The organism is Paenibacillus sp. FSL H3-0469 (assembly GCF_038051945.1).
Taxonomy (GTDB): domain Bacteria; phylum Bacillota; class Bacilli; order Paenibacillales; family Paenibacillaceae; genus Paenibacillus_AQ.
Map to the genome: position 1 here is coordinate 6,379,518 of NZ_CP150302.1, position 24,983 is coordinate 6,404,500.

21 protein-coding genes and 1 riboswitch are annotated in these 24,983 nt (G+C 54.9%); of the genes, 18 read left to right on the forward strand and 3 right to left on the reverse strand.

What is annotated here, in order from left to right; genetic code table 11:
• Positions 1-61 precede the first annotated feature (61 nt).
• Genes NSS83_RS27925 through NSS83_RS27935 form a run of 3 tightly spaced genes read left to right on the forward strand, consistent with a single transcriptional unit; the run spans position 62 to position 4,702 of the window.
• Positions 62-1,432, forward strand: a complete 1,371-nt coding sequence (locus NSS83_RS27925) for a radical SAM protein (RefSeq protein WP_341346940.1) — start codon at positions 62-64, stop codon at positions 1,430-1,432.
• Between the two features lie 28 nt (positions 1,433-1,460).
• A complete protein-coding gene (locus tag NSS83_RS27930) occupies positions 1,461-3,416 on the forward strand; it encodes a radical SAM protein (RefSeq protein WP_341346941.1) in 1,956 nt (651 codons plus the stop codon).
• Between the two features lie 41 nt (positions 3,417-3,457).
• The gene (locus NSS83_RS27935) at positions 3,458-4,702 is read left to right on the forward strand and encodes an MFS transporter (RefSeq protein ID WP_341348774.1); all 1,245 of its coding nucleotides are present in this window, start codon (positions 3,458-3,460) and stop codon (positions 4,700-4,702) included.
• A gap of 223 nt (positions 4,703-4,925) precedes the next feature.
• On the opposite strand, the gene NSS83_RS27940 is transcribed toward NSS83_RS27935, so the two are convergent.
• On the reverse strand, positions 4,926-5,165 hold the full coding sequence (locus NSS83_RS27940) for a hypothetical protein (protein WP_341346942.1): 240 nt from the start codon (positions 5,163-5,165) through the stop codon (positions 4,926-4,928).
• 218 nt (positions 5,166-5,383) lie between these two features.
• The gene (locus NSS83_RS27945; protein ID WP_341346943.1) at positions 5,384-6,703 is read right to left on the reverse strand and encodes a helix-turn-helix domain-containing protein; all 1,320 of its coding nucleotides are present in this window, start codon (positions 6,701-6,703) and stop codon (positions 5,384-5,386) included.
• A gap of 117 nt (positions 6,704-6,820) precedes the next feature.
• Here NSS83_RS27945 and NSS83_RS27950 point away from each other — a divergent pair, with 117 nt between their 5' ends.
• The 8 genes from NSS83_RS27950 (at position 6,821) to NSS83_RS27985 (ending at position 16,772) form a co-directional block, all read left to right on the forward strand.
• Positions 6,821-9,100 carry a glycoside hydrolase family 3 C-terminal domain-containing protein gene (locus NSS83_RS27950; protein ID WP_341187637.1) on the forward strand — a complete coding sequence of 760 codons (2,280 nt, stop codon included), beginning with the start codon at positions 6,821-6,823 and terminating at the stop codon, positions 9,098-9,100.
• 118 nt (positions 9,101-9,218) lie between these two features.
• Positions 9,219-9,327: riboswitch (guanidine-I (ykkC/yxkD leader) on the forward strand.
• A gap of 59 nt (positions 9,328-9,386) precedes the next feature.
• The gene (locus NSS83_RS27955) at positions 9,387-9,746 is read left to right on the forward strand and encodes a multidrug efflux SMR transporter (protein ID WP_341187638.1); all 360 of its coding nucleotides are present in this window, start codon (positions 9,387-9,389) and stop codon (positions 9,744-9,746) included.
• Position 9,747: 1 nt separating this feature from the next.
• Positions 9,748-10,062 carry a multidrug efflux SMR transporter gene (locus NSS83_RS27960; protein ID WP_341187639.1) on the forward strand — a complete coding sequence of 105 codons (315 nt, stop codon included), beginning with the start codon at positions 9,748-9,750 and terminating at the stop codon, positions 10,060-10,062.
• Positions 10,063-10,169: 107 nt separating this feature from the next.
• Positions 10,170-11,033: an aldo/keto reductase gene (locus NSS83_RS27965; protein ID WP_341346944.1), complete on the forward strand. Its 864-nt coding sequence runs from the start codon at positions 10,170-10,172 to the stop codon at positions 11,031-11,033.
• A 528-nt stretch (positions 11,034-11,561) separates the two neighbouring features.
• Positions 11,562-13,001 (forward strand): PTS mannitol transporter subunit IICBA, encoded by a 1,440-nt coding sequence (locus NSS83_RS27970; protein ID WP_341346945.1) that lies wholly within the window; start codon positions 11,562-11,564, stop codon positions 12,999-13,001.
• 108 nt (positions 13,002-13,109) lie between these two features.
• Positions 13,110-15,176 (forward strand): BglG family transcription antiterminator, encoded by a 2,067-nt coding sequence (locus tag NSS83_RS27975; RefSeq protein WP_341346946.1) that lies wholly within the window; start codon positions 13,110-13,112, stop codon positions 15,174-15,176.
• 16 nt (positions 15,177-15,192) lie between these two features.
• Positions 15,193-15,627, forward strand: coding sequence for a PTS sugar transporter subunit IIA (locus NSS83_RS27980; protein ID WP_341019648.1), 435 nt, complete (start codon positions 15,193-15,195; stop codon positions 15,625-15,627).
• The gene (locus NSS83_RS27985; RefSeq protein WP_341346947.1) at positions 15,627-16,772 is read left to right on the forward strand and encodes a mannitol-1-phosphate 5-dehydrogenase; all 1,146 of its coding nucleotides are present in this window, start codon (positions 15,627-15,629) and stop codon (positions 16,770-16,772) included. Before NSS83_RS27980 ends, NSS83_RS27985 begins: the two co-directional genes overlap by 1 nt.
• A gap of 106 nt (positions 16,773-16,878) precedes the next feature.
• Here NSS83_RS27985 and NSS83_RS27990 read toward each other — a convergent pair whose 3' ends face one another.
• Positions 16,879-17,952 (reverse strand): M42 family metallopeptidase, encoded by a 1,074-nt coding sequence (locus tag NSS83_RS27990; RefSeq protein WP_036697912.1) that lies wholly within the window; start codon positions 17,950-17,952, stop codon positions 16,879-16,881.
• Between the two features lie 148 nt (positions 17,953-18,100).
• Between NSS83_RS27990 and NSS83_RS27995 the strand changes: the two genes are divergently transcribed.
• The 7 genes from NSS83_RS27995 to NSS83_RS28025 all read left to right on the forward strand — a co-directional run bounded on the left by NSS83_RS27995 (position 18,101) and on the right by NSS83_RS28025 (position 24,960).
• Entirely contained in the window at positions 18,101-18,277 is a 177-nt protein-coding gene (locus NSS83_RS27995; protein WP_341149070.1) for a hypothetical protein, read from the forward strand.
• A 134-nt stretch (positions 18,278-18,411) separates the two neighbouring features.
• Complete coding sequence (gene spoVAC / locus NSS83_RS28000) at positions 18,412-18,909, forward strand: stage V sporulation protein AC (protein ID WP_341187645.1); 498 nt, start codon at positions 18,412-18,414, stop codon at positions 18,907-18,909.
• A 2-nt stretch (positions 18,910-18,911) separates the two neighbouring features.
• The gene (gene spoVAD / locus NSS83_RS28005) at positions 18,912-19,946 is read left to right on the forward strand and encodes a stage V sporulation protein AD (protein WP_341346948.1); all 1,035 of its coding nucleotides are present in this window, start codon (positions 18,912-18,914) and stop codon (positions 19,944-19,946) included.
• Positions 19,943-20,293, forward strand: a complete 351-nt coding sequence (spoVAE, locus tag NSS83_RS28010) for a stage V sporulation protein AE (protein WP_341187647.1) — start codon at positions 19,943-19,945, stop codon at positions 20,291-20,293. Before spoVAD ends, spoVAE begins: the two co-directional genes overlap by 4 nt.
• A 221-nt stretch (positions 20,294-20,514) precedes the next feature.
• Positions 20,515-21,471 (forward strand): MoxR family ATPase, encoded by a 957-nt coding sequence (locus tag NSS83_RS28015; RefSeq protein WP_340755715.1) that lies wholly within the window; start codon positions 20,515-20,517, stop codon positions 21,469-21,471.
• Between the two features lies 1 nt (position 21,472).
• Positions 21,473-22,723 (forward strand): DUF58 domain-containing protein, encoded by a 1,251-nt coding sequence (locus NSS83_RS28020; RefSeq protein WP_341187648.1) that lies wholly within the window; start codon positions 21,473-21,475, stop codon positions 22,721-22,723.
• Positions 22,720-24,960 carry a transglutaminase domain-containing protein gene (locus tag NSS83_RS28025; RefSeq protein WP_341187649.1) on the forward strand — a complete coding sequence of 747 codons (2,241 nt, stop codon included), beginning with the start codon at positions 22,720-22,722 and terminating at the stop codon, positions 24,958-24,960. Before NSS83_RS28020 ends, NSS83_RS28025 begins: the two co-directional genes overlap by 4 nt.
• Positions 24,961-24,983: the final 23 nt, after the last annotated feature.

The following is a 24,983-nucleotide window of genomic DNA, read 5'->3' on the forward strand; positions in this document are numbered from 1 at the left end:
TGGACAATAGCGGGAAGCGCATGATTATGCCTTCCCGCTGTTCTTACCAGGGGGATAAATTATGTATATTTCCGATTATATTTTAACCTGCCGCTTAAGCAATGGCCGGCATCTGATCTTCAATTCGCTCTCAGGTGCGATGGATCTTGTGGAAGAGCATATCAGCCAATTCCTTCAAAAACAACCGTCTGCTACCGGCACGCTTTCTGCTCAAGAAGAGCAGTTTCTGATGGAAAGAGGCTATCTTTATGAAGATAGAGCCGAGGAGCAAACCCTGATCAGCCGATACAAAGAATACCTGGATCATCATCACTCCGCTGAAATTTCATTTGTATTCTGCCCGTCGATGACCTGTAATTTGAAATGTGTCTACTGCTTTGAACCCCAAGAGATCCGCTCCAGCAATGAACGAATGACCGAAGATCAGGTCCGCGCTGCCTTCCTGGCTATGGATCAAATGATGGACAAGCACTATTCGACTAAGCATCATTTTATTATTTTTGGCGGAGAACCGCTCCTTCCCCTGAATGATTCTGTTGTCGGGCTTATTCTCAGCCTGGCCCAGGAACGGGGGATTACAGGAACGATCATTTCAAATGGGGTCTTCCTGTCTCACTACCAGAACCTCCTGGAGCCTTATAAGGACATGATCAAGATCCAGCTTACGATTGACGGCCCCGAGGCCATTCATGACAAACGGCGGATCACTCACGCCAACCAGGGAACCTTCCGGAAAATAACAGAACAGATTGACGCCTTTCTGGAGCATCAATTCGACATTACGATTCGCGTCAATCTGGATGGTGAGAATATAGAGCATCTGAATGAGTTGCTGGATTTTTTCGGAGACAGGCATTGGAACACTCACTCTAACTTCTCGGTTACACTGTCTCCTGTGGAGAATTATGCCGGGAATTCCGCCCCGGGTCTGCTGCCCAATTACCAGCTTACTGAATCTATCAAAACGCATGTGCCAAACGACAAGCTCAAAAGGCTGAATACGACATTAAACAGTGACCTAACCAGACTCGCCTTGCCGTTTGAGAAGGTCCTGGATACCGGCATCGTTACGGATAACTATTTCCCTAATGTTTACTTTTGTGAGGCAGCCGGAGGAAAAACCTTCACCTTCTCACCGGATCATCAGGTCTACCCGTGCACCAGCATCATAGGCGACAAGAAGTGGAGTCTCGGAACCTATTATCCGCAGCTCGAGCTGGATCAACAGAAGCTGGAGTTATGGCAAGGCCGTCATGTCTTGAATCAGCCAGCGTGCACAGCATGCAATATCGCTTTTCTCTGCTCCGGGAATTGCCCTGTGCAAGCTGAACGGACCACCGGTTCGATCATGGGTTCCTACTGCGGAAATGTGAAGCGTGACCTTGACGGTCATCTGGAACTGCTGAATTCTTCATTCGTCAGCTTAAGCTAATTCTTCTCTTACGGGAGGTGATTTGAACATGATCCAACTGATATGTCCGCCCTACAATGCAACCGTGGATACCGTTGACCCTCCGCTCAACCTGCTGGTGCTGGGTGCTGCTCTTATTGACGCGGGCTATGCGGTCTGCCTCACAGACCTGGCTCTGCGTTATTCAGGCACCAGCCATTTTGATGAAGCCGCTCTTCACGATATTGCACAACTCATCATCCGTAAGCCATCCAGAGTTCTCGGGTTCACGGCGATGTGCGGCAATTATTCTATCGCACTGAGGATTGCAGAGGAATGCAAGCGGCTGGACCCGGACAGAATCATCATTTTTGGCGGCCCCCATGCAAGCTTTGTAGCCGAAGAGACATTAACCTGGTTCCCGTCTATAGACTATATCGTGATTGGAGAAGGTGAACTGACGCTGCCGGAGCTGATTACCGCCCTGGAGTCCGGCCAGCCTCTTCATGGAGTAGATGGCTTGTGTTATCGCGCAGAGGGAACCGTCCACACCAATCCGCCGCGGGCGATCCTGAGGAATCTGGATGATACGCCTTTTCCTGCTTTCCACTTAATAGAGGATCTTACCGCCTATTTCACTACCGCTGAGACCCGGTTTTTCCCGATTGAGGCAGGACGCGGCTGTCCCTTTCATTGCAGCTTTTGCAGCACTTCAACCTTTTTCTCGCGAAAATACAGAACTAAAAGTCCGGCGCGGATCATTGCAGAAATGCGGTACATCCGGGAGCAGTGGGGAATTACCCATTTCAGCTTAACGCATGATAATTTCACGGTGAATCAGAAGTTTGTCAGACAATTCTGCCAGGAGCTGCTGGATTGCAGCGAGTCCTTCACCTGGAGCTGTTCCTCCCGTACCGACCATGTCAATCAAGAACTCTTCGAGGTTATGATGCAGGCCGGATGTAACGGTGTATTCTTCGGAATTGAGAGCGGCAGCCAATCCATCCAGCAGACAATCGGCAAAAAACTTAATTTGAATCAGGCCTATGAGCTGCTCCGGGAGCTGCACCAGTCGGGTCTGTCATGTACCGTCTCCTTTATTACGGGATTTCCGGAAGAAACGGAAGAGGATCTCAATCAGACTCTGGATATGATCATCCGGCTGCTCTCTATTGGAATAGCGGATGTGCAGCTGCATCAATTATCTCTTTTTCCCGGAACCCAATTGTATGAGGCGGAGAAGGACAGTCTAATTCTGGATGACCAGCTCTGGGGCGGCAATGATATGAACAGTGACTTCCAGCTATCTGCCATTGAGAAAAAATGGATTGCCAGCTACCCGCAAATTTTCAGCAACTATTACACCTTACATGCTGTGGATACAACCGCCCTGCACAGAATTAGAAAACTCTATTATCCGCTGGCCCATTCTTTCTTCCACACCTTGTACTACCTGAACCATCTGGCTGGAGTTTCCTACACCCGTACGATCGAGTTCATCTCTGCCAGGCTGGTTATGCCTGATGCCATGCCGCAAGAAGCAGAACTCGCGGTCATGCTCGATGAGCTGATCCAAGGACTTGCACCGGAAGCCGGGCTGATTCTCAAGGACTTCCTGTCTTATGAGCAGGCGGTAATGGAGCTTATGCGGCAGAATACAGCTACTGCGGACAAGGCTGATATGAAGCCTGTGAGAATGATGCAGCCGCATTACTCCATCCCTGAGCTGAAGCTGCACAGCCCTCTGCCTGCTGATCTTCAGCTGGTGGAAGGACAGGAGGACTGGATTGTACTGGTGCTGGAGCATGCATCCGCTCTGGAAGGCCACGGGCGCTATGTCCGGATTATGAGCATGGATCATTTAAGTATTGCGATTCTTCAGCAAATGGAGAGTGGAGACAACTTCCAGACGGTTGTCCATCACCTGTCCTTGGAGAACCCCTTTGCCGCAAGCGAGAAAGAACGGGAAGAATGGATCGGCCGGGTGTACGACCATTTCTATAGGCATCAATTGCTGATTTCCTAGGGTGAAAATACCGGAAGAGAGGGGGCCTTTCCTTGTGGAGCATGCTGAAGAACGGCGTATTTCGCCGCTTATGGTGCACGCAGACTTTATCCTCTGTAGGCGATGAGATCCGCAATTGGGCCATCCTGTTTTGGATATTTGCAGAGGCGGATCAAGCCGTCTTTTACCGGACGGCTCTTCTGTTTGCCCAGATGCTTCCTGTCTTCATCATGGCCCCTCTGGCCGGAACATGGGTAGACCGCCGGGATCCTAAGAAAGTGCTGCAGGCGACGCTCGTCATCCGGGCCTTAATGTCGTTTGTGCTAGCCGGATTAATATGGTTCGAGCAGGTTCCTCTGTTGCTGGTTATGTTGGCCTTTACCTGCACGGTCCAACAATTTTTCCAGCCCGCCATCAGTAAATTGACGGTCACAGCCGTGGATCATGAAGATTACGGAACAGCCAGTTCTTCGGTGAAGACGATAGATACGTTAATCAGTCTTGCCGGGCCTGCTATTGGAGCGTTTGTCTACCAATGGTGGGGAGCCTCCACTTCGTTGGTTGCGGACGGCTTTTGCTTTATCCTGGGCAGCCTGTGCATTCTGAATTTAAAGGCTAGACGTACCCCCTTGGCGGATCTCTCAGATCCCGCTCCTGCAACCTCTTTTTGGATGGATGTACTGGAGGGCTTCCGGTATATTCTCTCTTCTCCGCTCACCAAACGGTTATTTATTATGCTGTCAGTTATGGGGGTGTGCACCGGGGCTATCAATCTGTTGAACATTTATTTTGTGGTGAACGAGTTGCATTTAGACCAGAATTACTTGGCCTGGGCCAGCACCGCCGGCGGCATTGGCATGTTCGGGGGAGCGCTCGGCCTGAACCTGCTCGGGGCAAGATTCAAGAATTACATTCACATCAACATTTGGGGAGCAGGGGTCATGACCGTTGGACTACTGCTGCTTACGCTGTCCTTCGGCTCTTGGTCTATGCTGCTCAGCCGCGTCGTTATCGGGATCGGAATATCCCTGCTGAGCATCACGCTGTCAACCTTGTTAATGACTTACGTTCCAGAGCACCTGCTGGGCCGTGTCGGTTCCGTATTTGAAGGGGGGCCACTGGCGACCAATATGGTGTCTTATGTTTTTTTCGGATGGCTGTATCTGTATACCGGCGCCAGACTGATCTTTGGCATCTCCTTCATGCTGTTCTGTATGGCGTTCCTGCTGGCCCTCAGCCTACAGTCTCTAATCTCTCCGTCCCGGAGAGTCCATGCCGAGCAGCAAGAGTTTATCGGCCATTCTTAGTAACAGCCTAACCCGGGATGTACCGGCGGGATGAGCGAATGAGGGGCATAAGTGCACCTGATTTCGTACTAATAGTAACTGGTTTTAGATGTTGAGCGCCGCTCTTTACTACTTACGTTAGCCTACATAATAATTTAGCTTCTGTAAACGTTCCCCGTAATCCATTTCACCACAAAAGCCTCCCATGCTGCCGCTTCCTGGCAGTCCGGGAGGCACTATAATTCTAACCGTCAGTCACCACCACCGCCGCCACCAGAATCTCCACCGCCGGAATCTCCGCCGCCTCCGAAATCGCCGCCTCCATGGCTGCCGTGGCCTCCGCTGTCCCAGCCCCCGTGGCTGCCGTGATGATGATCATGTGAATGATTCCCGTGGTGATGACCCTGATGATGGCTGGCGCCGCTGTGCCCGTCCGTGCCTGGATGGATTTTGTGCGGGCTGTTTTCGTTGTAGCTGCCCGCATCGGCTCCGGTACCTGTGATGAAATAATGATCCCCCGAGTGAGAGCGGGTTCTATTGCCATAATTTTTATACCGGGCATTACGATTGCTGCGATTAATACCCATTACCGCAACGAATATAACTGCTCCTGCGAATAGTAAGCTTCCCATCATGCAGAACCTCTCCTTTAACCAAATGTAGGATTGCCGTCATAGCAGAATCATACCATAATTATGGAAACTATTTGGAATGCTGCTTGAATTGTCTCGGGGTGAGACCGGTATACTTCTTGAATACCTTGGTAAAATAGCTCTGGTCGTTAAAATGCAGACGGGTAGCGATGTCCGACAGCGTAATGCCGGGCAGCTCGATTAGACGCTTGGCTTCTTCAATCCGCTGCTGCTGAATGTAGTCGCTGATGGCGGTGCCGGTTTCTTTTTTGAACAGCTGGGACAGATAACTGGCATTCAGTCCGGCGTATTGAGCCAGCCTGCTGAGCGGAAGTTCTTCATACAGATGATTGAAAATAAAATTCCGGCACCGGTCGGAGATTCGCGAATGTCTTGCGCTGCGGCTGCCCGCTACCTGATCGGCGAAGTCGCAGAGCGCGGCCAGCATGGCCCGGTCCACCGCAGGAATATCGCGAAGTTCTTCAATATGCTGGATATGGAAGTCGCTGAGCGTATAGGCGATCTCCCAGAACAGCCCGCCTTCAATTGCTGCGCGGGTAGCCAGGGTGATGGAGGAGACGGCCAGGTTTTTTTTGCTGCGCAGCTCGCTTTTCCGGGACAACCTTCCGTAGCTCTCCTCGGCAAAAGAAGCATGGGTCCGCAGCAGCCCCGCCTTGTCCCCGTTCGTAATATGGCGGAACATTTCGCGTTCCTGCATGGGGTCGTGGTGCAGCCACGTATGCTCGCGGCGGTAGGACAAATCCAGATCCGGGCTGTCGTCTGCCGGATGCAGCGGTTCCGTCAGCGTATCCGCCGCCAGCAGCAGCTTCGTTACGGACAACGCCTGCCCGGTGACTAGCGTGTAGAGCAGCAGCGCCGCATGATACCAGCGCTTCCGGCTGATCACAGGCAGGCTGCCGTAGTACTCCAGCCAGCTTGCCTGCTGCCCGGGCGGGATGTTGTGGTCGCGCAGCAGGCTGGCTGCGTTATCACCGGTAACAGGTGCGTTCAGCGCCGGGCCGGTGACGATGGCCCCGCCTGTACCGGGAAGCCGGAGAATAATGAAACTCTCCAGGAAGCCGGTTGTGTGCAGATGCGGTAACGATGGCGCGGCCGGAGCAGCCGTTCCGTCCGCCGCCTCTCTAAGCGGCCCGTCCGAATCCAAGCTGATAGAACCGCCCTGCGCTCCTCGACGCACATGGACAAGCTCCATCACCTCAACCGGCAGGCCGCCCGTTCCCTGAATGGAAGGGCGTTCCAAGGCAGCCTGTGCCAGGGCTAGACGGGGCACAGCCCCTTCATTCAGCCACAAGACCGGGACCCGGTAAGCTTCGTAGATCAGCTTGCAGATGTACTGTATATTATCGTCATTCCCAGTTAGCTTCGCCATGGGCCGCCCCCTTAATTAGTATACTTAGAATACCAAAGATCGAAAGAGAGTACCATAATTAGCCGGAACAGTCGTATAGAATGGAGTCAAGAAACCGTATTCATAGGAGGCTATATAATGGCAAAGGACATAACCGGGATTCGGAAGCTCATCTCACAAATGACACTGGAAGAGAAGGCCGGACTCTGCTCCGGGCTGGATTTCTGGAACACCAAAGGCATTGAGCGTCTGGGCATTCCCTCAGTCATGGTAACGGACGGACCCCACGGGCTCCGCAAGCAGCAGGGTGACGCAGATCATCTGGGATTGAATAACAGTGTGCCGGCAACCTGTTTTCCGTCAGCGGCCGGACTGGCCTCCTCGTGGGACCGCGATCTGATCTTCCGTGTAGGCGAGGCGCTGGGAACGGAATGCCAGGTGGAGAATGTCGCCGTTTTGCTCGGACCGGGCAATAATATCAAACGCTCTCCGCTGAATGGCCGGAATTTTGAATATTTCTCGGAGGACCCGTTCCTGGCCTCAGAGATGGCTGCGAATCATGTGAAGGGGGTGCAGAGCCAGGGCGTCGGCACTTCTCTGAAGCATTATGCTGCCAATAATCAGGAGCACCGCCGCATGTCTGTAGATGCTGTTATTGACGAACGGACGCTGCGTGAGATTTATCTTGCCAGCTTCGAAGGCACGGTGAAGCAGAGCCAGCCGTGGAGTGTGATGTGCTCATATAATCAGGTGAACGGGGAGTATGCTTCCGAGAGCTACGAGCTGCTGACCAAGGTGCTGCGGGAGGACTGGGGCTTCGAAGGCTTCGTCGTGTCGGACTGGGGAGCGGTCAATGAGCGGGTGAAGGCGCTGGCGGCAGGGCTGGAGCTGGAAATGCCGTCAAGCGCTGGAATCGGAGATGCCAAGATTGTAGCGGCTGTGAACAGCGGCGAATTGGCTATGGAGACGCTGGATCTCGCGGTAGAACGGATGCTGGCCTTTATTTTCAAAAGTGTAGAAAACCGCAACCCGCAAGCAGTCTTCGATGCAGATAAGCATCATCAGCTTGCACGCGAAGTAGCCCGGGAGAGCATGGTGCTGCTGAAGAACGAAGGCGGGATTCTGCCCCTTGCTAAGAGCGGCCGGATTGCCGTGATCGGCGAATTCGCCAAGCAGCCGCGCTATCAGGGCGGGGGCAGCTCGCATGTGAATCCATCCCGGATGGATGATGCCTTCGCCGAATTGCAGGCCGTTGCCGGGGATGCAGCCAGCTTCCTGTACGCACAGGGCTATGAGCTGGAGAGCGATGACATCAATGCTGATCTGCTGCGCGAAGCCTGCGATACAGCAGCCAAGGCGGATGCAGCGGTGCTGTTCCTCGGCCTGCCGGACCGCTACGAATCGGAGGGCTATGACCGTAGCCATTTGCTGCTGCCTGCGAGCCATAAGGCGCTGATTGAAGCGGTGGCCGAGGTGCAGAGCGAGATTATTGTAGTGCTGAGCAACGGCGCACCGGTCGAGATGCCTTGGCTGCATAGGGCGAAGGCGGTGCTTGAAGGCTACCTGGGCGGTCAAGCTTTTGGCGGTGCGGTTGCGGACCTGCTCTTCGGCGAAGTGAGCCCGAGCGGCAAGCTGGCGGAGACCTTCCCGATGAAGCTGAGCGACAATCCGTCATTCCTGAACTTCCCCGGTGAAGGCGATACGGTGGAGTACAAGGAAGGCTTGTTCGTAGGCTACCGTTATTATGATAAAAAAGAAATAGAGCCGCTGTTCCCCTTCGGCTTCGGCCTTAGCTACACGCAGTTCGAATACAGCGGTCTGCTGCTGGATCAGACCCGCATTCAGGACACAGATACCGTTCAGGTGTCGGTCACGGTCAAGAACACCGGCAGCAGAGCAGGCAAGGAAGTCGTGCAGCTCTATGTCAGCGATGTGGAGAGCAGCGTGATCCGTCCGCTGCAGGAGCTGAAGGGCTTCGCTAAGATTGAGCTGCAGCCCGGGGAAGAAGGCATCGTAACCTTCACTTTGGATAAGCGTTCCTTTGCCTACTACAATGTGAAGCTGGCTGACTGGCATGTAGAGAGCGGGCTGTTCACAATCTCTGCCGGATCTTCCTCACGCGACATCCGTCTGAGCACACAGCTTGAGGTAGAATCCACCGTGAAGCTGTCCGGCCGCTTCCACCGCAACACCACAGTCGGTGATCTGCTCGCCAATCCGCTGACCGAGGAGAAGGCGAAGAGCTTCAGCAGCGTGTTCGGGCTGGAGGATGTGCTTGGCGACAATCCGGAGATGCTGCTGGCCATGATGAAGTATATGCCGCTGCGCGCCATGATCGGCTTCGGCCAGGGCAAGTATACCGAGGCGGATCTGGAGGCGGATCTGCAGGAGCTGAACAGACTGGCGGGGCAGGCGTAGAACTTATCAGCCAAGCGGGGAGGCAGGAGTATCAGGCTTCTGCCTCGGGTGTTTCGGCGGAGCAAGGGTTGCTTTTAGCGGCGTGATTTGCTAACATACGATGTAAATTCATAAGTAGTTAATAGTTCTCTAGGGTTCCGCAGCAGGTTCACCGCTGGCCTGGTCCGAGAGAGAACACACGGATGAAGCTACTCCGTGTAACACGGAGGGACAAAAGCCCGGGAGGTATCGTCAGGTAATGACGATAACCTTCCGGGCTTATTTTATGAAACAGGAGGACGGAGAAATGAAGAAGAACACTAAGAGCTGGATCATGATTGCAGGCGCTGCCTGCTTTGAAGTGATATGGGTCATCGGGCTGAAGCACGCCTCCGCACCATGGGAATGGGCCGTTACGGTAGTTGCAATTCTCATCAGTTTCTACGCGCTCATCTGGGCTAGCGGCAGGCTGCCGGTTGGGACAGTCTATGCTGTATTTGTCGGACTTGGAACAGCAGGCACCGTGCTGGCGGGCGGAATTCTGTTCGGTGAACCGCTGCGGCCGCTGAAGCTGCTGCTGATTGGCCTGCTGCTGGCGGGCGTTGTCGGCTTGAAGCTGGTTACCCCCGCCCAGGCTGAACCGGAACAGGCAAAGGGGATGAACTGAGATGGCATGGGTGATGCTGATTGCTGCCGGAATATGTGAAATGTTCGGGGTCGCCATGATTGGCAAGCTGTACAAGAACCGCAACTGGCAGTCCTTCTGCCTTTTGATACTAGGCTTCGGGGCAAGCTTCCTGCTGCTGTCTCTGGCGATGGAGAGTCTGCCTATGGGGATTGCTTATGCGATCTGGACAGGGATTGGAGCATCTGGGGCGGCGATCATGGGCATGTTGTTCTACGGGGAAGCGCGTGATCTGCGGCGGATTCTTTGTATTGTACTGATTCTGGGAGCCGTAACGGGCCTTAAGCTAATCGGCTGAGGCTGCTGAAACGTTCCCGGTATGGACACTTAACGGATGTTTCGTTGCCCCGGATATGGTAAGTATAGTAACTAAGAACATTATTCTTATAAGGAGACTTATCACTTATGAGCAAACCTGTATCTGAGAGTATCCGTCTGAATGACGGAGCAGTGCTGCCCAGACTGGGGCAGGGAACCTGGCAGATTGGCGACCAGCCGGCGAAGCGGGCAGAAGAGATTGCTGCGCTTCGCCAGGGCGTGGAGCTGGGCATGAATCTGATTGACACGGCTGAGATGTATGGGGACGGCCGCTCTGAGGAGTTAGTTGGTGAAGCGCTGCGGGGTATCCGCGACCGCGTATTTCTGGTATCCAAGGTGTACCCGCATAATGCAGGCGGCACTAAGTTGATCAGCAGCTGCGAAGCCAGCCTGAAGCGGCTCGGCACGGACCATCTGGACCTGTACCTGCTGCATTGGCGCGGCAATATTCCGCTGGAAGAGACCGTGGAGGGGATGGAGGCACTGGTTGCATCCGGTAAAATCGCCCGCTGGGGCGTATCCAATCTGGATACGGCAGATATGCAGGAGCTGCTGCACATCCCCGGCGGCAATCACTGCGCAGTGAATCAAGTGCTCTATCATCTGGGCTCAAGAGGGATTGAGCATGAGCTGCTGCCTTGGCTGAGAGGGCATAAGATTCCTGTCATGGCCTATTCTCCGCTGGCACAGGCGGGAACGCTGAGAAAAGGGCTGACCGAGAATGAAGCCGTGCAGCGGATTGCCCGGAATCATGAGGTCACTCCGCTGCAGGTTCTGCTGGCCTGGACCCTCCGTGACGGGGATGTCATCGCTATTCCCAAGGCTGCCACCCGTGAGCATGTGAAGGGGAATGCGGCTGCTGCCAAGCTTGTATTCACAGATGATGAGCTGTGGCAGCTCGACGATGCTTTTCCCCAGCCGTCGTGGAAGGTTCCGCTGGACATGATTTGATCATAGCTTAACTGCTGCTGCATGGCATAGCTGTCTCCGCTTAGGGGGCGGCTTTTTTGTTTTGGGGTCCCCGCAAAGAACCTGAGTCATCACCTACGCTAAAGCCCCACTATTCTGGAAATGCACCCTGAATTCGCAGAAAGTGGGCCGAAGGAGTAAATGAGGAGCACTAATGCCCTTGAATTCGCCGCATGCCCCCGACAGAGGGCAGATATGCCCATATAAACTACATCATCCGTACATAGCTAGATTCCGTTCGTTCTTGTACGCTTCTAAGCCTTAAATGATATTATACGTGAATTTGTGCATCCTATGAGAAAGCTTGTAGGCCGATTGGAGCAAGGTGGATACCGGACTTAAGCCACTTGGCAGGAGCTCTTAAATGTTGTCAACAACGTTCATGCCGAAACCGTGTTTTCAATTTGGTGACAAAGAAAGCGCTTTGATTTACGATGTGTTCAAAGGGAAAACACCTTTCAGCATGCAGTGCGGAAGGTTCCCGTTCATTACAATAAGGGGGCATCTTAAATGGCCACAACGGCAACGAAACAAGCTTCATCCGGCGGTGCAAGGGTGAAGGTTCAACAATTCGGACGTATGCTCAGCGGTATGGTAATGCCGAATATCGGCGCTTTTATCGCTTGGGGATTGATTACAGCATTATTCATTCCAACGGGCTGGTATCCCAATGAGAGCCTTGCAGCTCTGGTAGGCCCAATCATTAACTACCTGCTTCCTCTACTGATCGGTTACACCGGCGGACAGATGGTTCACGGTAAACGCGGTGCTGTCATCGGCGCACTGGTAACCATGGGGGTTATCGTCGGCTCAACCATTCCAATGTTCCTGGGTGCGATGATTGTCGGTCCGCTGGCTGCCTGGGTGCTGAAGCAGTTCGACAAAGCAGTGGACGGCAAAATCAGAGCCGGGTTCGAAATGCTGGTCAACAACTTCTCGCTGGGCATCATCGGCGGCGCGTTGACTCTCGGAGCCTTGAAAGGTGTCGGTCCGCTGGTTCAAGGCCTGACCAACATCCTCTCAAATGGCGTGGAGTTCCTGGTTAACCACAATCTGCTGCCGCTCATCAATATCATCATTGAGCCGGCCAAGGTACTGTTCCTGAACAATGCGATCAACCACGGGGTACTGGGACCGATTGCGCTTGAAGAGTCCCAGAGAATCGGCAAATCCATCCTGTTCATGCTTGAATCGAATCCGGGTCCTGGTCTGGGTATCCTGCTGGCATACTGGCTGGCGGGCAAAGGCTCTGCCAAATCCTCCGCACCAGGCGCCATTATCATTCACTTCCTGGGCGGGATTCATGAGATCTACTTCCCTTACATCCTGATGAATCCGCGTCTGATTCTGGCAGTTATCGGCGGCGGAATGTCCGGTACATTCACCTTCCAGATGCTGGGCGCCGGTCTGGTAGCTTCTCCTTCACCAGGCAGTATCTTTGCTTACTTCGCAATGACGCCTAAGGGCGGATATCTTCCAATGATTGCCGGGGTTGTCGTTGCTACCATCGTATCGTTCCTGATTGCAGCTGTGCTTCTGAGATCTTCCAAGAATAATGATCAAGAAGAGATGGATTTGGAAGCGGCAGAAGCCAGAATGAGAGACATGAAATCCGCCGGTACGGCAGCTCAGGCTGCGGCTACAGCAACCGTGGCTTCCAATATCCGCAACAAAGCAAGTGTCCACAAAATCGTCTTCGCTTGTGACGCAGGAATGGGCTCCAGTGCAATGGGTGCCTCGGTCCTGAGAAAGAAGCTGCAAAATGCAGGGGTGAACATCACCGTTACGAACTCTGCAGTCAGTGAAATTCCGGCGGACGCGGACATCGTGGTCACCCAGAAGACCCTTACCGACCGGGCGATTGCCAGCAATCCGCAGGCAGAGCATATCTCGATTGATAACTTCCTGAAGAGCCCGAAATATGATGAGCTGGTAGAACGTTTGAAGTAAGAGGCACAAGTGTAAAATCTAAGCATATACTTCTCGCTGAAACGGATGCCGTCCCTTATAGGACGGCATATCCGTTTATGCTTGATGCAAGGCGGAGGGTTAGCTGAAATGACGAAAATTACCGCCAGACAGCGCCAGATCCTGTGGCTTCTGCTCGAAGCCAGTGGAGAGATTACCGCTGTAAAAATTGCCGAGGCTACCGGGGTAAGTGTAAGAACCGTACACCGGGAGATGGAGGACATAGAATCCGTGCTTGAGAACTTTGGTCTTGATCTGATCAAAAAATCAGGCAAAGGGATTGGATTGAGCGGCCCGGAGGCCGGTCTTGCGGAGCTGCGCCTGTTCCTGCGGGAAGAGAAGCCGGCGGATTATTCCGGCGAAGACCGCAAGGTATTCGAGCTCTGCGTTCTGCTGGAGGCGGAGGAGCCGGTGAAGCTGTTCACACTTGCGCATTCCCTTAAGGTTACAGTTGCTTCTATCAGCTACGATCTGGATGAACTGGAGCAGTGGGTCCGTAAGTTCGGGCTGGAGCTGGTCCGAAGGAGAGGCTACGGCGTTGAAATCACCGGCAGCGAGATCGACAAGCGTCGGGCGATTGGGCGGTTGGCTGCCGAGCATCTGGATCTGTCTGATCTGGTCGGCCATGGTTCTCTGGCTGAGAGCAATCCGGCTTTTCGCATGCTGTTGACTACAGTCGGTCAGTCCAACCTCATGGAAGTAGAGAATACGCTGTGGGATATGGAATGGAAATGGACGGCGGAGCTGCCCGAAATTGTCTATATGGAAATGCTCCTGGCCCTTGCAGTCACTACCCGGCGGATTGAGCTTAGCCGGAGCATCGACAGCGGGGCGGAAGCAGGCTATTCCAGGGTGTCCGACCACCGGAACATTGCCGGAGCCGAGCGATTTGTGCAGCAGCTCGCAGAGGTGCTTGAGCTGAAGATTCCCCGGGTAGAGATTCTGTATATTGCCGGGTTGTTCGACCGGGTTCAGGATTCCTTCTCCTCATCGGGCTATGCTTACGGAGATATTGAATTAATGGAGATTGTTTACAAGCTGACCGAGAGCGTGGTCAAGCGGACGGGGCTGCCCTTTCAGAGCGACCGTTCCCTGCGCGAAGGTCTGCTGGAACATATTGATCCGGCATTGAAACGGATCCGGGAGGGCACACGTATCCGTAACCCGCTGCTCGGCCCGATCCGCAGGGATTACGAATATCTGTTCAACATCATCCGCGCAGCCGTGGAGGATATGCAGCTGGAGCTCCAGATCCCGGATGAAGAAATCGGATTTCTGGTCATGCATTTCGGAGCTTCCGCAGAGCGGCTGAACCAGCTAAGGCGCAACGTAAGAGCCATTCTGGTCTGTGCCAGCGGCCTCAGCTCCTCCCGGCTGCTGGCTACCCGGCTGACCAAGGAAATGCCGCAGATCGAGATTCTCGGCAATATCTCCTGGTATGAAGCGGCGCGTCTGCCGGATGAAGATTACGATCTGATTATATCTACCATTGATCTGCCGATTGACAAGGAGCGTTACATCAAGATCAGCCCCCTGCTCACAGCGGAGGAGATCGAGAAGCTGCTGAATTACATTCAGAACACGACGCTGCGGGAACGGGAGAACGGAAGGAACGGTGAACCGGACCAGGCGGTCCGGGAGGAGGGCTCGCTTGAACGGCTCCGGAGCTACAAGGGCATTCTGGATGAGATCGTCAGCCTGCTGGAGCGGTTCCGGTTCCATCCCATTGATAACAAGGGGATGGATCTGTCAGCGACGATAGTGGAAATGCTGGAGACACTGAATGGTAACGGCGTGGTCGGAGATGCCGGTATTGTGCTGGAGCGTCTGCTGGAACGGGAGCGGATGACCAGCCAAGTGATTCCGGATACCGCGCTGGCGCTGTTCCATACCAGAAGCAGTCATATTCACCTGTCATCGCTGACCCTGTACCGGCTCGATCAGCCCGTAATTCTGGAGGGGAATACAGAGGTCCGAGTCATTCTGCTCATGCTGGCTCCGCGCAGACTCTCTAAGGAGAGCCTGGAGGTGCTCAGCGAGATCAGCGCACTTCTGCTGAACTCCGAGCTGGTTCAATTGCTGGAAGAACGTTCAGAGTCCGAGATCCGGGGGTATTTATCCTCGGAGCTGCTTCATTTTTTCCAAAATAAATGTTGAAAGAGGGAGAAACCATATGAGTATACTGTCAGAAAATAAAGTGATTATGCACGGAGCCGCAAACGATAAATATGAAGCCATCAAGATGGCGGGCAAGCTGCTGGTCGATGCAGGGCATGTCACGGAGGAATATGTTCCTAAGATGCTGGAGCGCGAGGAAGTAGTGTCCACGTATATGGGCGGCGGATTGGCTATTCCGCATGGTACTAAGGAGGCGCGGCCTTATATTAAGTCCACTGGTTTGTCGATCATCCGCTTCCCGGACGGGGTGGATTTCGGCGGCGATGAGCCGGCGTTTGTAGTCATCGGCATTGCAGCCGCAGGCGACGGACATATGGAGGTTCTGACGAACGTGGCGATGATTTTCACCGAGGATGATGCCATTGACCGCGTCATGAACGCTCCTACGGCTGCTGATGTTATTGCAATCTTTGAAGGAGGACTGGAGTAATGAAGGCGGTCCATTTCGGCGCGGGCAATATCGGCAGGGGCTTCATCGGGCTGCTGTTGTCGCAGGCGGGCTATGAAGTTACTTTTGTGGATGTGAATGAGGCCTTTGTGACCCAGCTCAAGGAACGCGGCGAGTACCCGGTCACGCTGGCCAGCGACGGTCAGGAAACAGTCATCGTGAAGAATGTTACGGCTCTTAGCAGTGTAACGCATGCAGATGAAGTGGCGGCCGCCATTGCTGAAGCGGATCTGGTTACTACGGCGGTCGGCGTATCGGTTCTGAAGCATATCGCGGGTGTACTGGCTGATGGCATCAGCCGAAGAGTAGCTGTCTCCTCCGCACCGCTGCATGTGATCGCCTGCGAGAATGCGATTGGCGGCAGTGCGCAGCTCAAGGAGCTGGTGTACGCGAAGCTGGATGAAGAGAGCCGTGCGAAGGCTGAATCTTCGGTTGCTTTTCCGAACGCGGCAGTGGACCGGATCGTTCCGCTCCAGCAGCATGAGGATATCCTGAAGGTGGTCGTTGAGCCGTTCTATGAATGGGTGGTGGACGCCTCGCAGATGATCCCGGGCTATACGCCGGTTGAAGGGGTGCATTACGTAGAGAATCTGGAGCCGTATATTGAACGCAAGCTCTTCACTGTGAATACAGGCCACTGTTCTGCGGCGTACCTTGGTTTCCTCGAAGGATACGAGACCATTCAGCAGGCCATGGCGGATGAGGCGTTAACGGCGAAGGTTCGTGAGGTGCTGGAGGAGACCGGCGCGGTGCTGGTCCAGAAGCATGGCTTCGATGCAGCGGAACACAGTAAGTATATCGATAAAATCCTGGAGCGCTTCCGCAATCCGGCGCTGACCGATGAGGTATCCCGTGTAGGGCGTTCGCCGGTGCGCAAGCTGTCGCCGAATGACCGTTTGGTATCCCCTGCAACACAGGCGTATGACAGAGGGCTGGGCTACACGGCGCTGACGCGATCTATGGCCGGTGCGCTGCTGTTCAAGGCAGGCGATGATCCGGAAGCTGTGGAGCTGCAAGCTGCAGTCGCGGAGCTTGGAGCAGAAGCGGCACTGACGAAGTACACGGGGCTTGCTGCGGATCACCCGATTCATCAGTCTGCGATGGAGCAATACGCGAAGTTGAGCTAAGAACCTATGTGTTAACAACATAAAAATACAGCCGCAGGGAAAGCCTATAAGCTTATCCCTGCGGCTGTTTGCGTTAGTCTGCGACTCTTAAAAGTGGAGAGATTGATTAGCTGTTCTCCAGAATTGTCTGCAGTGTCGTACGGTCCAGTCCTTGGACCAGCTTGATCAGCAGCTCTTTGGCTGCCGCATAATCATCACTGTGGATGATCGAGGTTGCCGTGTGGATGTAACGGGAGCAGATCCCGATTACTGCTGAAGGAATGCCGATTCCGCTGAGATGTACCTGACCTGCATCTGTTCCTCCCTGGGAGACGAAATACTGGTATTTGATCTTATGAGTGTCGGCTGTGTCCTGCACATATTCAATCAGCCCCCGGTGGGTAATCATCGTCGGGTCAAAAATACGCAGCAGCGCGCCCTGGCCCAGATGGCCGAAGGCCTGGCGGTCGCCGGTCATATCAGCAGCGGCGCTGGCGTCCAGCCCGAAGAAAATATCCGGGGCCAGCAGATTGGCAGCCGTCCGGGCACCGCGCAGCCCGACCTCTTCCTGAACGGTAGCCCCGCAATAGAGCGTATTCGGCAAGGCTTGTCCGTGCAGTTCCTTCATTAATTCAATAGCCAGTCCGACACCGTAGCGGTTGTCCCAGGCCTTGGCCATAATCTTCTTCGGATTGGCCAGCGGCGTGAACGGGCATACCGGTACGACCTGCTGTCCCGGAGCGACTCCGAAGCTCTGTGCTTCCTCGCGGCTGTCCGCACCGATATCAATGTACATCTTGCTGATCTCTCCGGCCTTGCCGCGTTCATCTGCGCTCAGCAGGTGGATGGGTGTACTGCCGACTACACCGTTCAGCGTACCCTTCGGCGTAATGATCTGCAGGCGTTGTGAGGCCACGGCCGAAGCCAGCCATCCGCCCAGCGGTGTGAAGCGGATCATCCCGTTGTCTGTAATGCCGGTAACCATGAAGCCTACCTCATCGAAATGGCCGGCCACCATAATCTTGGGACCGTTAGCTTCACCGCGCATTACGCCGAACAGGCTGCCCAGCCGGTCCTGCACGAATTCGTCCGTATAAGGCGTCATAGCCTCCTTGACATAGGCACGCAGCTCGCGCTCGAAGCCGGAGGCTGAGGGAAATTCTGTTAAGGTTTTGAACAATTCAAGGGTATCTGTATTCATACATATATCGCTCCTTTATGACATCTAGTATGAACATTCTTACGCCGCTTGTCCATGCCGGAAGAGCAAATGAACACAAGGGCTCCCTGTGCGAATACTATACGGTAAGGGCTCTGCAGGCAGGAGCCGGAGAAAGGAAGCGAGGAGAATGTGGCTCTCGGGGAGCGTAGCCCAGGCAGGCAGCCGGAGCGGATTCCGCAAAGTGCCGGTCCGCCGGCAAAGCTTGCCCAGGCGGTACCGCCGCCGGTACGGGCGGGAGAATGAGGCGGTACTGATCCTGGTTCTGTTTTTGCTGCTGATTGTTGTGCTGTTTTATTTTTCCTGAGCAGGAGGGACATAACGGGGCCGCCTGAAGTGAATAATAAGGAAAACTTAATTCTGCATAACACGAAGGGACGGGACTGCAGCTTACCCGCTGCCCGGTCCCTTTCGTATCCAACAGTTCAGGGGGTGTCTGCATTGCCGGCAAAAACAAAAAAGTCAGGCGTCAAGCTGAACCTTGACGGTCTGACCCCGAAGGCCTATCAGGAATTGGCCAAGCCTTACGTGCCTTCTCGTCCTGTATTCAAAAATTGTGTGCGCGCCTTCCTCTCCGGGGGACTCATCTGTGTGCTGGGACAAGGCATCCAGGAAGCATTCATGGCGATATTCGATATGACCTCCAGAGAGGCGGCAAGCCCGACCGTGGCGATTCTGATTCTGCTCTCCGTCATACTGACCAGCTTCGGGGTGTATGACAAGCTCGCCCAGTGGTGCGGTGCAGGCACAGCGGTGCCGGTCACAGGATTCGCCAACAGCATGTGCTCTGCCGCATTGGAGCACCGGGCTGAAGGGCTGGTGCTGGGCGTGGGCGGGAACATGTTCAAGCTGGCCGGGTCGGTTATTGTGTTCGGCGTCGTTGCTGCTTTTATCGTGGGTGTAGTATATGCCGTTATGGGCTGGGGAGGTGCACATTAACGATGAAGCAGCTTGGCAGTCAGACCTGGGAATTTACGAACCGTCCGGTGATCCTCGGAACCGCCGCTGTAGTAGGGCCTGAAGAGGGGGAAGGGCCGCTGGCCTCAAGCTTCGACTTCATCTATGACACGCTGGAGATGGGCGAGAAGACATGGGAGAAGGCAGAGCGCGCCCTGTTTGAAAAAGCCTCCAAGCTCGCCCTGATGAATGCGAATCTGGATAAGGAGAAGCTGGAATTCTTCGTCGGCGGGGATCTGATGAATCAGATCATCAGCAGCTCTTTTGCCGCGCGCAAGCTCGGCGTGCCCTATCTTGGCGTATTCGGGGCGTGCTCCACCTCGATGGAGAGTCTTGCCATCGCCTCCATGATTATCGATTCCGGCGGCGGGAAGTATGCAATGGCAGGCACAGCCAGCCACAACTGTACGGTCGAGAAGCAGTTCCGCTATCCGACAGAGTATGGCTCGCAGAAGCCTCCAACCGCCCAGTATACTGTGACAGGCTCCGGCTGCGCGGTGGTAGGAGTGAACGATGGGACGGTTCAAGGGCCGCAAGTGGTGTACGCAACGCTTGGGCGCATCATGGATCTGGGGCTGAAAGATCCGTTCAATATGGGAACCGCTATGGCCCCGGCAGCCGCCGATACGATTACGGCTCATTTTCGCGATACGGGGCTTTCGCCCGGGCATTATGACCTGATTGTTACAGGGGATCTGGCTTCCATCGGCTTGCCCATTGCCAAGGATCTGCTGGCTAAGGAAGGTATCCCTATGGAGCAGACGGTCTTTAATGACTGCGGCCTGATGATGTATGACCTGGATAAGCAGAAATATGTCATTGCGGGAGGAAGCGGTGCGGGATGCTCAGCCACAGTAACCTACGGGCATATTATGGGCCGGATGAAGAAGGGCGAGCTGAAGCGGGTATTAATCGTGGCGACTGGAGCGCTGCTCTCCCCGCTGTCTTATCAGCAGGGGGAGAGTATTCCTTGCGTGGCCCACGCGGTTGCCATTGAGAGCGGAGGTGAAGGAGCATGATTTATTTATGGGCTTTTCTGGTCGGGGGTGCAATATGCGTGATCGGCCAGCTGATGTTCGATGTACTGAAGCTGACTCCGGCCCATACCATGAGTACGCTGGTGGTGCTTGGTGCGGCTGCCGACGCTTTTGGCGTCTACGATCCGCTGGTGAAATTCGCCGGAGCCGGGGCCAGCGTGCCCATTACCAGCTTCGGGAATTCACTGGTCCACGGCGCGCTGACTGAGCTGGAGCGCGATGGCTGGGTCGGTGTCGTCACCGGGATCTTCGATGTGACCAGCGCCGGGATTTCCTCGGCGATTGTCTTCTCTTTCCTGGCGGCGCTGGTCGTCCGGCCGAAGGGGTAACTGACGGCAGATGGAATGTATATAGATATGTTGATTCCGGGATCGCCTATGGCGGTCTCTTTTTATGTGGAGGCGGTGTACGCCGCCTGATACGGGTTTCTTTTGGACAAATCTAGCATGCCACTCTACAAATTCACTTGGCCTAACATGTACTTTCGGTACTCCTATCATGTAAAATGTATATATTACTGCTTATTCTGATATAGGAGGGTTTAACATACATGCCCGTACGTCAAGAATCTACGCAAATAATGAACGCTGTCCGCACTAATCTGGAATCCTGTATTCTTGGTAAAAGCTTTGAAATAGAACTGCTGCTGACTGCCCTGTTAGCAGGCGGACATGTCCTGATTGAGGATGTTCCGGGGACTGGCAAAACCCAGCTGATCCGCGCACTCTCCCGGTCGATGTCCGGCGAATACCGGCGTATCCAGTGTAACCCGGATATTCTGCCGAGTGATATTACCGGCGTATCTGTCTATCATCCGCGCGATGAGATGTTCCACTTCCGTCCGGGCCCGGTGATGACCAATATTCTGCTGGCCGATGAGATCAACCGGGCGACCACCAAGACCCAGTCCGCACTGCTTGAGGTCATGGAGGAACGCAATGTTACGGTCGATGGAGAGACTTATCCCCTTCCGCATCCGTTCATGCTCTGCGCGACCCAGAATCCGATAGATTTCGAGGGAACCTATACCCTTCCCGAAGCCCAGCTGGACCGCTTCATGCTGCGGATCAGCCTCGGCTACCCGGATGCCGATACCGAGAAAAACCTGCTGCGTACCCATCAGCAGGGCCAGCCGGTGGACAGGCTGGCTCCCGTAACCAGCATGGAGACGATCGCCGCCATTCAGGAGGAGATCCGCGATGTGTTCATCAGCGAGCCGGTGCTGAACTACCTGCTGGATGTGGTCCGCCAGACGCGGGTGCACCCGCTGGTGCTGCTGGGCGCAAGCCCCCGGGCATCGTTATCGTTCATGATGGCCTGTAAGGCCTACGCTTTTCTCCAGGAACGGGACTATGTGCTGCCTGATGATGTGAAGACCCTGACCCCGTATACGCTGGGACACCGTATCCTGCTGCGGCCGGAATCGCGCCTGGACAACGTCAGCATGGACTCCCTGCTCCAGAAGCTGCTTCAGAGCATTAACGTGCCTGTAACCATGAGGCAATAAGATGAGGGCCTTACTTACGCGGGCTGCCGCTGCGGTACAGCTGAGGAAGTTCACGGGCGTTCTGGCGATTTGGGTCATCACACTCTTCTACGTGCTGTTTCAGGGCGGCAAAACCTCGTTCATGCTGTTCATCATGGTCTCAGTTCTCATTCTGTATCTGTTCATTGGCGGTCTTGAAGGGGTCCGGCGGGCCAGAGGCACGCGCAGCTTCTATTCCGAACAGGATAAGCCGGATCTGCTCTATGCCGGGGGCTTTCTCAAGGTGAAGCTGGAAGTGACCATTCCGGGATTTCTGCCTTTGCCCTACGTGATCGTAAGGGAAATTCTGAAGCGCCATAACGGAGAGTCCTGGGTATTCGAGGAGAGCCTGATTCCGAACATGGGCGGACGGGGCGAGCTGCTGTTCCAGACGCCGCTGCTGGAGCGGGGCCGTTATTCTTTTGAGAATACGGATATTCTCAGCGAGGACATCTTCGGTCTGATGGAGCACAAGGGAACCTTCAAGGCAGAAGGCCAGTTCCGGGTGATGCCCCGGGCCGTCGTAGTGCCGCGCTGGCAGCTGTACGAGCGCAAGGCGCGCCTGTCGGGGCCGCAGGTATCGCTGCTGCAGTCCAGGCGTGAGACCACGCAGATCAACGGTGTGCGTGATTATGTCTACGGCGACCGGCTGACGCGCATTCACTGGAATGCTACGGCGAAGACCGGCGAGTGGAAGTCCAAGGAATTCGAGCATGAATCTGTTCCCAGAACCATTCTGGTGCTGGACGGCACCTCCAGCGGCTATTACAACTCCGCACAATTCGAGCTGGCGGTCTCAGTCACGGCATCTCTTCTCGGCTTCGGCATCCGGGAGCGGATCGGCATTGGAATGTGCTGTCTGGATAAGCATACGAAGGTGTTCAGTCCGGCGGAAGGCAATGCCGAGCGGCAAAAGATGATTCAGTATTTAATTGACATCAATGCGGAAGGCAAGGGGCCGCTGATTAACAGGCTGGAGAGTGTCCAGCGGCTGTTCCCCAAGGGATCGTATTTCGTACTGATCAGTCCGCAGAGCGGCAGAGCGGTACTGGATACGCTGCGCTGGGCGGAGAACCGGGGGATGACGCCTTCCCATATTCATGTTCTTCATCCTTCCGGGAAATACCGGGCCGGTGAGTGGCAGAATATCCTGCACTCGCATGGCGTTACCGGCCATAGCATCAGCACACTTCAGGAGCTTCCTGCGGTACTTGGAGGTGATTCTGTCCGATGAAGCACTGGTTCCAGGCGATACGATCCTCGTGGCATCACGGGCTGACGCTGCTATGGCTGAGCATTATCGCTATGCAGTGGGTGTCCTATACGGTGCCCTTTTGGCTGCAGGAGACCACCGTTTCTGTGGCGTTAACCCTGCTGGCCGTTACAGCTATTGAAATCATTTTTCCGTTCAAAAGAGTGTACCGCATTGTGCTGGAAGGCACGGCAGTGGTACTTATTGTATACAACGTGATTATCAGTTACGGGATTTACATTCCTGATCCGCTGCTGCCGGCATTTCTTGACCGGCTGCCCGGGATAGCGGTGTCGATGATTCCTTACATCTGGTTTGCGCTGGGGGCCTGGGCGCTGCTGCTTGTGTCCGCCTGGTGGGTCAACGGCAAGGGGCGGATTCTGATGTTCGTCGCAGCGAATATCACGGCCTTCGCCGCGCTGGATTCATTCACGACAGCGGTAATGTGGCAGGAGGTAGCCTGGACGGTCTTCGCCGGTATGGGCTGGCTGGTCACCCGGCATCTGAGGAATTTCCAGCTGCACTATCCGCGCGGCTGGACCTATATGCTGAGGTACCCGATGAAGGTTGCCTTGAATATAGCGATTATATTCTCACTGGTCATCCTTGCCGGCGTGAACATGCCTGGCGTGCGTCCAACCTTGACCGACCCCTACACTGCCTGGCAAAAGTGGAACGGTAACTCTGTCTCTTCTAGACCCTCCGGGGGCGGGGACAGTGCAAGCGGCGGGTCAGCGGCAAACGGGACGACCTCGGGCTACAGCCTGAATGATGACAACCTTGGCGGGGGCTTCAACTTCGATTACTCGCCGGTTATGCAAGTGACCTCCGATCTGCGCACCTATATGCGCGGAGAGATCCGCAGCGTGTATTCGGGCAAAGGCTGGACAGATGATGATACCTCCGGCCGGGGAGCGCATAACGAGGTACAGGTGGGCGAGCCGCTGGAACGCGCGGTTGCCCCCAAGACAGAGACGCGTACGCTCAAGCAGACCGTCAAGCTGCTTGGGGGGAACAGCTATCCGGTTCTGTTCGGCGGCTATTCGATCTCGGGGGTAGACTCGGTGGATGGTCAGGAGCAGAGCAGCGGCTTATCCTGGCGGAGTAATGACAGTGAGCTGCTGTGGAATCCCGGAGGCAAGACAAGGGCTTATCCGCAGACCTATGTGGTCACCTCGGAGGTGCCGATCGTTCCCCTTCAGGAGTTAAGCAAGCAGACCTTCGGGCAGCTCTACGGGAACAGGGATATTGACCCGCAGTATCTACAGCTCCCGGATAACTATCCTGAGCGGGTGAGTGCGCTTGCCAAGGAGATTACGGCGAGAGCGCAGACGCCTTACGAGAAGACGATCCTGCTGCAGCAATATCTGCAAGCTTCTTTCCCTTACACGAATCAGCCGGATACCTCCCGGGCCAAAAGCAAGGACATGGTCGAGAGCTTCCTGTTTGAGATCAAGGAAGGATACTGTGACTACTATTCCACGGCGCTTGTCACCATGGCGAGGTCACTGGATATACCGGCCCGCTGGGTGAAGGGATATGCTCCAGGAGAGCAGGCCGAGATTCCGGATAGTGTAATGCTTCAGCAGGGCGCTGCCGGTTATGTAAATAATAACTACACGATTACTAATGCAGACGCCCACTCCTGGGCCGAGATCTATTTCGGCGATTACGGATGGGTGCCTGTAGAGGCCACGCCCGGTTTCGATGTTCCGGTGCTCACGCAGAGTGAGCAGGATATTCCGGACCAGCCTGAAGTGCAGGAAGAGGAGCCGGAAGAGCTTGAGCCGGCGGCATCGGGCCAGACGGACAAGTCTGCCGGATTCCATCCCGGCACCTGGGCTGTGGCTGGAGCAGCCGCTGTACTCCTGCTCTGGACCCTATTCCTGATCTGGCAGCGCCGGTTAAGCCTGCGCTTCCTGATTACACGTATGCGTCTAGGTGGTCAGCCGACTCCGGCGCAAAAAGTTATCGCAGAAACGGAGCGCTGGGTAAGGTATATGCGCAGGAAGGGTATGCTGAAGAAAGAGCATGAGACCCTGCGCGAATCCGTGGCACGGTGGAGCGTGGAACGCCCGCAAGCTGAGGGCAGTCTAGCTGCACTGCTGAAGATGTTCGAGCGGGCGAATTACAGCCCTGAGGTTATTGAAGACAAAGACTGGCACAGCGTGTATACTGAAGCTTTGCGGCTGCGAAAAAGCATGAAGTCCGGCAAGTAACGCCCCATGGTGATGAGATGCTG